This is a genomic window from Anaerocolumna sp. AGMB13020, assembly GCF_033100115.1.
Lineage (GTDB): Bacteria > Bacillota > Clostridia > Lachnospirales > Lachnospiraceae > Anaerocolumna.
Genome location: NZ_CP136910.1, coordinates 982866 through 994478, shown reverse-complemented (window position 1 = coordinate 994478; position 11613 = coordinate 982866). Strand labels below are relative to the sequence as shown.

Genomic DNA, 11613 nt, shown 5'->3' with positions numbered 1-11613 from the left:
TATAAAATGAAAGGAATTAAGAATATGGAGAATTTATTTGATTTAACGGGAAAAGTAGCAGTCGTTACAGGAGCAAGCTCCGGACTGGGAGCAGATGCAGCACTTGCTTATGCAAAAGCAGGTGCAGATGTAGCCCTTTTGGCAAGGCGTTATGATAAGCTTGAGGAATTAAAAGCAATTATCGAGAGTACAGGACGAAAAGCCCTTGCAGTAGCTTGCGATGTTACCAAAGAAGAGAGTGTAAAAGAAGCGATGGAAACAGTGTTCAATACCTTTGGGCAGGTGGACATCTTATTAAACAATGCCGGTATTGCAGTACGAGGTGGTGTTGACAGTATGACAGAAGAGGAATGGGATAATGCCTTTGATACCAATGTAAAGAGCATATTCTTAACCAGTAAATATGTAATACCAAAGATGAAAGAAAAAGGTTACGGAAAAGTAGTAAACATTGCATCCGTAAATGCAGTGGTAGCTGATAAAAATGATATGTTTATCAGACATTCCTACAATTCCTCAAAATCTGCTGTGCTTGGAATGACAAAAGGAATGGCAGCTTCCTATGCAAGATATGGTATAACTGTAAATGCCGTTGGACCTGCACTTTTTGAATCCGAGATGACCGCCGGAACCCTGTTTAAATCAGAGCAATTTCTGAATGCCTATAATGCAGCAAATCCTGCAGGCCGTCCAGGCAGAAAAGGTGAATTAAACGGCACGATATTATATCTTTCCAGTGATGCTTCCAGCTATGTACAGGGTCAGTTTATCATTGTTGATGGCGGCGGCTCTATTGTTTAGGAGTAGAAGCTAAGATCACGGATAATAAATGTCCTTTATGATTTATAGCTGCGTTCCTTCAGAATATTATTTAAGACACATTCAATCAATTGTTCTTCGTTGATTGAATGTGTCTTTTTGATTTCTAGTTTCGTTCATACAAGCGGAAAAAGATAAAAACGGATTATGAAGTTCATCATGGTTGCAGCAATAATAAAATAAGAACCCCGGACGTTCTTAAGAAAGTCCGGGGTTCTTATTGGTATAACGAATTGAAACTTAAGCTATTTCTACGTTAACAGCCTGTAAACCACGAGGTCCGTTAGTAATTTCAAAAGTTACATTCTGATTTTCTTCTAAAGTCTTAAAACCATTAGAAACGATTCCGCTGAAATGTACGAATACATCTTCACCGTTCTCACTGTTTGTGATAAATCCAAAACCTTTTTGTGCGTTAAACCATTTTACTGTACCTTTGTTCATGAAAGATACCTCCTAATAAAATTAAATTGTGAATATTTTGGGTGAAAATAAAAAATCACATATTTGTGCAAACCATTAAATGTTTAATGACTTACATAAATATGTGAATCAAATTTGCATCTAAAATAACATTGATATAATATCATGAATATTATCAGGTGTCAATACTTAATCATAAAAAAAATAAATTTTTACTTACGGTTTCATTTCGTTACACCCATGCATTGTTGTTTTAGGCAACATGCTTGGTGCTGACATCACAAATCGATATGCCTAGGCAGGCTTTGGTAATCCAATCAACAGCTGTAAAAGTAAGAAATGCATATTGACTTTGACGCGACGTCAAAGAGTATACTTCTGCTGTAGACATGAGGCAAGTAATTAAGAGTAAGTTTTAAGTGTAAAAAAATGAAAATGGGAGGATTTTATGTATGGCAGGAAATATTACATTTAGACCAATGGAGAGTCAGGATATTGATGAATTGACAAGAATTGCAAAAAGAGCTTTTGATGAAGACAGCAAGATGCATACAAACAACGAGGAAGGTGGTCCGGAAGGATATGATGATGGCAGTTTTTTAAGAAAATGGGGACTTCACCCGGATTCTACTGCCTTTAAAATCTATAGGGATGAGGAGCTGATAGGTGGTATTGTTCTGTGGATTAAAACCGATAAGCATCATTTCCTTGGAACAATTTTTCTCGATGCAGCGGAAGAGAATAAAGGGGTTGGTACAAAGGTATGGCAGATGGTTGAAGAGATGTATCCGGACACCTTGAGCTGGAGTACGGAGACACCTATCTTTAGCAGAAGAAATCATAATTTCTATATTAATAAATGTGGTTTTCATTGTGTGAGAATCGAGAACCCCAAGGATTTAGAAGCAGGCTCCTTTCAATTAAGAAAAGAAATGAAGCGATAATAGGTTAAAAACGAAGTTGCCATGCAGTCCCCCCCTATAAGAGTTGCCGTAAACATCTATTTAGAGTACAATAGTAAAGGGAATGAAAAAAGTATTGACAATAAATGAATGATCGTTTATTATAAAACCATGTTGAGGTGATATCATGAGAAAAAAAGACGATGAGAAAGAGAGAAGCATAAAAGATGCAGTTATTAAACTGATTCTTCAAGAAGGCTTTCATGGTGCTTCCATCTCAAAAATCGCGAAATTGGCGGGGGTTTCGCCGGCAACAGTTTATATATATTTTGAAAACAAAGAAAATATGCTGCAGGACATTTACACGGAATATTCGGAAGAAATCTTTGATTATCTGCTTGACAGGGTAGACATCAAAATGACCGGACAACAGTTGCTGGAAGTACTTATCAGAAGCTACTACAATTATATTTTGGAGAATAGAGAGGTTTTCAGTTTTGTGGAGCAGTTCTCCAACTGTCCCTCCCTGGCCAATGGCTGTTCCAGGAGGAAGAAAATCTGTAACATTCACAGTCTTATGAATGAAATGAAGCAGAAGCAGGTTATAAAAAATTACAGTGATGATAATTTACTGGCGATAATTTTCTATCCGGTCAAGGCAATAGCAGCGGATAATCATAAAAGTGAAGCTGAAAGAGCGGATTTGCTAAAGGAGATGATTCAAATCATACAGGAAGCAATATTGATACAATAAATTCAAGCGAGATAATTTTGTTGAATAGACAAAGGGATCTCGCAATTATTTCACAGTATAAATAAATGAATATTCATTTATACCAAAGGAAAGGATGATAGTATGTCAGATAATTATAACAATAACCAGGGAGTTGTCTTTCCTGTTTCCAATTCAGTCTTATTACCGGGAGTTGAAACGAAGGTGCATATAAAAACACCCGATGAGCTGCAATTAAGATATTTGAATAATGAGGATATCACAAAAATAATCCTGCCGCTAAAACAGAATTTTGGACAGAAAGCATTAAAAGAAGAGGATTTCTATCGTACCGGATTAACTTTTCAGGTGAAGGAACTGGAGAAGACAGAAAGAGGCCTTATGCTTACTGTTAAGATAGAAGACAGGGTAGAAATCAGAGAATTGCATTTTCTAAATGGTCTGGTTCATGGGGAGTACGAACTCAGTCCTGAAATTATAGATCTGGATGATAAGAGCAAAGAGGAAATGCTTGATTACCTGAAAAAGGTAATCAGGGAAATCAGTGCTAAGTTCCAGGGGGGTGAGCAATACAGCCGTATTGTGGATGAGTTTAAGGACTTAAATACCCTTATGGTATATCTTAGCCAATATATGTCTATCTCAAACGATGAGAAGTATGAATTACTGGAAATAGAATCTTTAAAGGCCAGAAGCTTAAGGTATATGGACCACCTGTTAAAACAGAAAGAAGCCATTGAACTTCAACTACAGATTTCAGAGAAGTTCTCAGAAAAAGCCAATAAGTATTACAGAGAGTCTGTGCTCCGGGAACAGCTTAAAGTTATTCAGGATGAGCTAAATGAAGGCAAAGACAGAGGCAGTCAGAAAGATAAGGATTTCCTTGCAAGGATAAAAGAGGCAGCCATGCCGGCGGACATTGAAAATACAGCTTTAGAAGAATTGGACAAGTTAGAAGCCCAAGGACCTAACAGTTCAGAATATAACGTAATCCGTAACTATCTTGAGCTTCTGATTTCACTCCCCTGGAGAAAGGCGGAGGCAAAACCCATTAACCTTGAGAGGGCCAGACAGATACTGGACGAGCAGCATTATGGTCTTAATAAGGTAAAAGACAGAATCATTCAGCATCTGGCAGTTATGAAGCTGAAAAATGATAAACGTGGATCCATTCTTTTACTGGTTGGCCCCCCCGGAACCGGTAAGACAAGTCTTGGTAAGAGCATTGCAGAGGCCCTTGACAGAAAGTACATCCGCCTAAGCCTTGGCGGTATCAGGGATGAAGCTGAAATCAGAGGTCACCGCAGAACTTACGTTGGTGCAATGCCCGGAAGAATTATTCAAAGCATAAGAAAAGAAGGTTCCAACAACCCGGTCATGGTTCTTGACGAAGTAGACAAGCTGGTAGCCGGTGGTTATAGCGGAGATCCTGCCAGTGCCTTGTTAGAGGTTCTTGACCCTGAACAAAACAATACTTTTACCGACCACTACATGGATCTTCCATATGATTTGTCCGATGTATTTTTTATAGCCACAGCAAACTCTCTGGAAAGTATTCCCGGACCTTTGCTGGACAGAATGGAAGTAATACAAGTATCCAGCTATACCATGGAAGAGAAATTCCATATTGCTAAGAATTATCTGCTTCCTGCTGTATTAGAGGAACATGGTTTGACAGAGGAGCATCTGGTAATGGAGGATGAAGTTCTTCAGAAGATTATCAATGATTATACACTGGAAGCCGGAGTGAGAGGTTTGAAGAAGCAGCTGGCAGCACTTGCAAGGATTACCTCTGAGAAGATTGTATCCAACAAAGTTGAAACCCCATATCAGATAAATGCAGATGCATTGGAAGAATTACTGGGCAGACAGGTATCAAGGCATGACAGAGCGCAGCAGGACAATCCGCCGGGAGTTGTAACCGGACTTGCCTGGACACCGGTCGGCGGTGAGATTCTCTTTATTGAAGCTACGGACATGCCGGGAGGCGGAGCTGTAATGTTAACCGGAAAGCTTGGGGATGTCATGAAAGAATCCGCAAGAATTTCCTTAAGCTTATTAAAATCCAGGCTGCCGCTAAATTCCGTGAACTTTAAAGAAAGAGATCTGCATATTCATGTTCCTTCCGGAGCAGTGCCAAAAGACGGACCATCAGCAGGTATTGCCTTGTTTACCGCATTGGCTTCTCTGGTTACCGGTAAAAAGGTTGATCCAAAGATTGCCATGACCGGAGAGATCACTTTAAGAGGAGCAGTGCTTCCTATTGGCGGACTGAAGGAAAAACTGCTAGGCGCTCAGAGAGCCGGTATCAATAAAGTCCTCATTCCAAAAGACAATGTGATAGACTTAAAGGAGGTTCCCGAGGAAGTAAAGAAACAGCTTACTGTAATCCCGGTCGAAACCATTGAGGATGTATTAAGAGAAACTCTGGAAATCTCACTGCCCAGGATTGAACATGTATTCAGTCAGCAGATTATGGGCGGATTAACAATGGAAGTATAAAGTTTGTGCATGCGCACCACAAACTTGGTATGCGCAAAGAGCGTGCGCAAGAATAGAGGTTAATATGAAATTACAGGTAACAAAGGATACATTGATTGGTGAAGTATTAAATGCAGATAATACCACTGCTCCTTATTTTTTCGAAATGGGTATGCATTGTCTGGGGTGTCCTGCTTCTTCTGCTGAAAGTCTGGAAGATGCTTGTGCCGTACACGGTGTAGAGGTAGATGAACTGGTAAACCAGTTAAATGATCATATGAATAAGTAATTGGTCGTACGTCTGCTTTCACAGACGACAAATTAAGTATCGCTATAATAGAGGGTGTCCCAGAAATTTCTTAAGCAGGATGTTATTTTTAGAATATTGAATTTAACGATTCCGTATTCGTTGACAACTGCTTCTAAGAATAGATAACTGGTGACATCCTCTTTTTATAATAGGAATTATTTTAAAATAGCATTTTATTATATTTATCCTTTAACATACTGTTTAAATAGTGGAAAGCGTATCAGAAAACCGACAGAAGTATGGAATGTTATCTTTGCTTTGAATATGTAATAGTTTAAGCTTGCTTCCCAATGGTACATTAGTCTATAATAGAGTACATACTGTAAAAATAACGTAAAAATAAGAAAAGCAAATATGTCTGGATGAGGGTACGTGGTAATTTGTGACCTCTTTTTTGACTGTAAACACAGGTAATTGGAGGCGTGTATTATCAAACGTAGATATACTTTATTTACTTTAGCAATTTTAAGTATTCTTTGCGGTGTACTGATAGGGTTTTATCTATTCTCATTGGATAAAATCAGCAATATTTATATCAGCAAGACCCAGGAAACTGTTTATAATATGAAAAAAGATATTCTCAAAGACACTGTTAATAACATTATATCGGAAATTGAAGTCAGAAGGAAAACGAAAGTTGATTATCTGGAAAAGTTCATGACCAGAACAGCAGCGGTCCTCAAGCTGAAGTCAGAGCTTTCTGAAGCTGAATTCAGTCAATTCATTATCAGTTTTTTTAATGGAAACCCGGATTATGATTTCGTACAGGTAATTCTATGGGATACAGGGGAGAAGAAAGCCATATATGATCCTTTGAACCTGTCAAAGAACAACTGGGAGGATACATTAAAGGAGGTAGTACCTGAAATGGCTACCTATCGTTTAGTGACTCACGGTGAAGAAATCATATTCCTTGGTATCAGCAAAGAATATTCTGATCAGCTGGTAAAAGCTGAGGTTTCAGACATAATAAGAAGTACCAGGTTCGGTGATAATTCTTATGTATGGGTTAATGAGATAATCAATTATGCCGGTGGTGATAATTATGCAATCCGGATTGTTCATCCGAACCTTCCGGAGACAGAAGGAACATATCTTTCTACCAATACAAAAGATATGAGTGGAAACTTTCCCTATAAAACAGAACTGCAGGGAATCAATAAAAATGGAGAGCTGTTCTTTACTTATTATTTTAAGGAACTGGAAAGTGACAAAATATCAGAGAAGCTGACTTACGCCAAGTTATACAAAGACTTTGACTGGGTTATTGCAATGGGGATGTATCTGGATGATATCCAGGAGGATATTGATCTGATGAATCAGCAGAGCATTAGGCTTGTATCCAGGCTCATGCTGGTACTGCTGCTAGTCTTTGTTATTATATTGTTTATTTGTTATTGTATCGTAACCTTAATAGAAAAAATACGCTACCATAACACCAGTAAGCAAATGGAATCGGAAATGAATCAGGACATTCTTACAAGGGCAGGTAATCGCAGAAGCGGTACAATAGATATCAATAAAGCCTATAAGACGTACCTGAAATGTGAAGCAGACCCTGTCATTATGATGTTTGATATTGATCATTTTAAAGGAATCAATGACGAATACGGACATGCGACGGGGGATCTTGTGCTGGTAGAAATCGTGAAGGCAATCAGCGGTATCATCAGAAGCTCGGACAAAATTATACGCTGGGGCGGAGACGAATTTATCATAATAGTTAATGGTCTGCAGAAGAAAAATGCGCTTGTTTTCGCCCAGAGTATTTTATCAGTTATCTCAGACTTAGAGATATCTTTAGGAGAAACGGTAATAACATCAACGATATCAATTGGTATTTCCTTCTTTCAAAAGACGGATTCAGATTGTATGGATATTCTAAAGAGAGCTGACCAGGCGCTGTATTTATCAAAAGCAAAAGGGCGAAATCAGGCTAACCTGCTATGAACATAAATGCTGCAAGCAGGCTTCTTAAGGTTCGAACCACAACCTAGCCTGTCTGTAAATTATAATGCCGGATTTATCAGAAGTAAATAAGCTTAAATACGGAAGTTTATTCTATATATTTCTGGAATAAAACTCTTTAAGCTTACTGCAGGAGATAAATCCGGCATTCTATGATTAATAATGTAATACTATGGTTCAATGCCGGAACTTAACATACCGGCTACATAGGTTGTTATTTTTTCCCAAGAGACATAACTGTCGGCGCTTTCAAGAAATGAGTAGTCATTGGTCTGGGTATAGTTGGACCAGTCAGCTTTGGCAACCCGTATCTGTATCTCAATACTTTGATTTACAGCCAGACTCCCGGCAGCAGAGGTGAATCCAATTTCCAGATAATTATCAGCGCTTGTCGTAGGGACAGTCAATGGGATAAAATTGCCGGTTACGTTGCTGCTTCCCACATTAGACCAATCGCACCAGAAAGACTGGGGCTGGCTGCCATCCTTCGTATAGTAATAACGCAGCGTGACAGCGGACAGATTAATTGCTTCACTGCCGGTATTGGTTAATTTTAGACGCAGGGAAAGGGTGTTGGCCTGAGCAGTTTTGGTGCCGTTGAAAAAGGTCACTGAAAGGCCGGAAGCTACGGAAGTACCTGTAATTACAAGTTCTGAATCTTTGCCTGCACTAAAATCAAAGAGTAATCGTATCGTTCCTTCTGAAAGTGAAGAGAGATATTCCTTCTTCAGGATAACTGTTGTGCCTGATAAGGTATAATCGCTTCCGGCTATCAGAAGGGCTGTTCCATTATAAATACCAAGGAATGAGTTGCCATTGAGGGTCAGGGTGATGGGGATATCGGCAGGGGATTCCTTGTCAAACACAGTTCTGTCTGGTGATATAGCAGAATTTGGTACGGTATCTGTTACCGACAGGGTAAGGCGCTGTGGTGCGCCGGCACTAAAAACGAAAGAGAGAGCCGTTGTTCCTGTGGGTAAAGTACTAAGATATTCCTTTTTAAGGGTTATGGTTGTACCGGTGAGGATATAGTCGGTTCCTGCTGTCAGGACAACCGTGTTATTTAAAATAGAGGTAAGGGAATTACCATTCAAAGTCATATGGATGGTGATATCTGCCGGCAGGCGTTTTTCAAAGGCTGCGGTTACAGGTGTTATGACAGAGCTTGGCGAGGTATCGCTTATATTTACTTTCAAAACAGGATTGTATTTGGCGTTATAGTCAAAAGTCAATCGGGTGATACCAAGACTTTGGCGGTTTAAGTATTCTTTCTTTATGGTTACCTGATTACCGGAAAGGCTATAATCGGTTCCTGCTGTTAAAAAGCTTGCTCCATTCTTAATACTGTTTAAGGAGCCTGCATTAGAGAGGGTAACCACAACATCTGACTGACTGCCGGCGGTCTTATTATAGTCGACTCTTCCTGGCCTGATATAAGGACTTGGCGTAGTATCGCCAATGGCTACGGCAAGAACCGGGTCTACACCACCATTATAGTCCAGAGTCAAACGGTATATACCTACGGGCTGAGCAGCCAGATATTCCTTTTTTAGGAGCAAAGCAGTTCCCGTCACAACATAATCAATGCCAGCTTGTAAATTGCTTCCGTTATTTTTTACCGCTGTTAAGGTATTGGCTTTGGGATTCAGAGTTATGGAAATATCCTCCTGTTTCCCGGGATTCTTATCAAAAACGGCAGTAGCAGGACTTATGGAAGCACTTAAAGCGGATTCTGCACCGTAGATACCTACTTCATAAATAGAATAAGGCCAGCTGTTATTATATCGTTGCATGCAATAAATTCTTACATACCGTCCGGTGGCAGTCAGACTGATATCCTCCGTACGTCCTTTTCCACCGTATTGGGTGTAGACGTCAGACCAGGTGGTGCCATCCGTAGAGACCTGTATTTTATACTGAGTGGCATAAGCCGCCTCCCAACAAATAAGAACCCGGTTTATGTCCTTAACGGAGCCCAGATCTATGGATACCCAGTTGGGGTCTGAGAGGCCGGAAGCCCATCTGGTATCACGACTACCGTCCGTAATATTATTACCGGAGTAGAGACTGCTCTCTAAAGAAGATGCTGTAACGGTTCTGTTCAGAGCCAGATTGCCGGCAGGAAGAGGCTCTGCAGGTATAAGAGCCGGAAGGTTGGAGAGCATGGATACCGGTCTTTCAGCGATATTCTGGATGCTGTAGGGACTTGTTACTGCAACCTCCAGACCCCAGCCGTGAAGGGTATCGTAGGTACCATCTGTTGACATATCCAAAAAGGTCTGGGGATTATTACCTGGTCCGAATTCCCAGGGAAGATAACCTATCTGATATTTGTAGCAATACTCAAGGATAGTCTGATAAGGAATCTTTCCGGCTTCTGTTTCGTCCCATATATGACCGAATTCTCCGACGAGGAGAGGCAGGTCTAAGGCTACGGATTCCTGAAGTTCATCGATTACTCGCTGATCCGTATAGCCCCAGGCTTTCGGCCACCACATGTGGACAGAAAACATAAGGTTATGATCCGGATCTTCCGCTACCAGGTAGGGGCCGCAGCTTTGCAGAATGTTAATGTCCTGTCCGTAGCTGCTGGCATCGATAACCAGAGGAACGTGGATACCGGCGGTTCGCATTCTGTTAACAGCGGTTTTGTATCCTGCTTTAAAATCTGCTTCTGATACCTGCTGACCCACTTCATTCCCAATATTGACCAGAAGATATTCCTGATGCTTCTGAATTACAGCAACGATATCAGGTCTTGTCCAGTAATCCACCAGGGCAGAAAGTTTTGACCAGTCACCAGTAGCATCGTGAAGTTCTATAATAGGAATCATATTTTCAGTACGGCAATTTCGGATAGCGAGATCCAGCTCTTCCGCAGTGTCTTCCAGAGACCATACGATTCGAACACTGTTTGCGCCTGTCTTTGCTATTTCGGAATAGGAGGGAATACCATCCTTATCCGTCCAGACAATCATCTTATTAATACCATACAGGATTACTTTTTCCCCCTGATTGTCATAGAGAAAACGACCCTCTACCCGAAAACCGGGATATTGTGAATCTGCTGCTGAAACTGCTTGTCCTGATGACAACAGCAGAAACATGAATGCAATGAGCGTACATAAAAATAAAAGACGTTTTTTCATTATTTATACCTTCCCTTCTTTATAGGTTTATTTACTGCGCAAGGATAAGCAAAGTGTATGCTCCAGCCCATAACATACCGCCGTCCCCGCTGTTCGGTCACCGGTAAAACCCCGATTACAGGATGTCTGAACAAGTCGTCTGTTTTGAAACCTCCTTTCTTCATGGTATGAAAAACTGCAGGCTGTTAAAGTTTACTGTATTATGAAATGAAATTGAGTCCAATAAGAGTTAAATAATTTTATTTATTGATTTCCAAAAGAAGATGTTTGAAAATTTTGATAACCCAGCTGGGATGGAATAATTGAGTAATGAGAAATAAGTAAATGAAGCAAAATCAGTATATCGATTTATAGAGTCAGATTTAAATGAGTGTCCAGAGTCGAGATTAGTTGAGACATAATTAAAGTTGTTGCTTGTAATTAAACGAATAATATAGCTACTGTATTACATATAACAAGGGTGCGTCGGAAGCACATTGCCGATTTGAATAACCCACTTTGCAGTACCTGCGTTGTAATTTGAGAAAAGTAACACCACTTAGTCCCCCAAATTGGGTCTTGCTGTTTTGGGCAAATTTGCCTCCCGCAAAGTGAACCTCCAGCTTGGTACAAGCAGTTTTCAGACACACCACACCTTAGCCTGTTCATGATAAATATGTAAAATTATGGTACAAATATTATTATAACATGACAGTTGAGAGAATACCAGAGTATTTTTAAAGACATGCAAGCTATCGTCTCTGGACAAGCAGACGGTAAAGTATCCTGCGGTGTAAACATGATTAAAATAGCACTCTTACCCCTGAAAATCCAGGTGTAAGAGTGCTG

General features: G+C 40.1%; 8 protein-coding genes. 6 read left to right on the top strand and 2 right to left on the bottom strand.

Annotated features, from left to right (window positions below):
* Positions 1-24 precede the first annotated feature (24 nt).
* Positions 25-801, top strand: coding sequence for an SDR family NAD(P)-dependent oxidoreductase (locus tag R2R35_RS04205; RefSeq protein ID WP_317733243.1), 777 nt, complete (start codon positions 25-27; stop codon positions 799-801).
* 258 nt (positions 802-1059) lie between these two features.
* Here R2R35_RS04205 and R2R35_RS04200 read toward each other — a convergent pair whose 3' ends face one another.
* Complete coding sequence (locus tag R2R35_RS04200) at positions 1060-1263, bottom strand: cold-shock protein (protein WP_033165712.1); 204 nt, start codon at positions 1261-1263, stop codon at positions 1060-1062.
* A 431-nt stretch (positions 1264-1694) separates the two neighbouring features.
* Here R2R35_RS04200 and R2R35_RS04195 point away from each other — a divergent pair, with 431 nt between their 5' ends.
* The 5 genes from R2R35_RS04195 to R2R35_RS04175 all read left to right on the top strand — a co-directional run bounded on the left by R2R35_RS04195 (position 1695) and on the right by R2R35_RS04175 (position 7618).
* Positions 1695-2186 carry a GNAT family N-acetyltransferase gene (locus R2R35_RS04195; protein ID WP_317733242.1) on the top strand — a complete coding sequence of 164 codons (492 nt, stop codon included), beginning with the start codon at positions 1695-1697 and terminating at the stop codon, positions 2184-2186.
* Positions 2187-2331: 145 nt separating this feature from the next.
* Entirely contained in the window at positions 2332-2898 is a 567-nt protein-coding gene (locus R2R35_RS04190; protein WP_317733241.1) for a TetR/AcrR family transcriptional regulator, read from the top strand.
* A gap of 102 nt (positions 2899-3000) precedes the next feature.
* Positions 3001-5379, top strand: a complete 2379-nt coding sequence (gene lon / locus R2R35_RS04185; protein ID WP_317733240.1) for an endopeptidase La — start codon at positions 3001-3003, stop codon at positions 5377-5379.
* A 64-nt stretch (positions 5380-5443) separates the two neighbouring features.
* Positions 5444-5647, top strand: a complete 204-nt coding sequence (locus R2R35_RS04180; protein ID WP_317733239.1) for a DUF1858 domain-containing protein — start codon at positions 5444-5446, stop codon at positions 5645-5647.
* Between the two features lie 585 nt (positions 5648-6232).
* On the top strand, positions 6233-7618 hold the full coding sequence (locus R2R35_RS04175; RefSeq protein WP_317733238.1) for a diguanylate cyclase: 1386 nt from the start codon (positions 6233-6235) through the stop codon (positions 7616-7618).
* Between the two features lie 188 nt (positions 7619-7806).
* Here the strand turns inward: R2R35_RS04175 and R2R35_RS04170 are convergent, their stop codons facing one another.
* The gene (locus R2R35_RS04170; protein ID WP_317733237.1) at positions 7807-10785 is read right to left on the bottom strand and encodes a X2-like carbohydrate binding domain-containing protein; all 2979 of its coding nucleotides are present in this window, start codon (positions 10783-10785) and stop codon (positions 7807-7809) included.
* Positions 10786-11613: the final 828 nt, after the last annotated feature.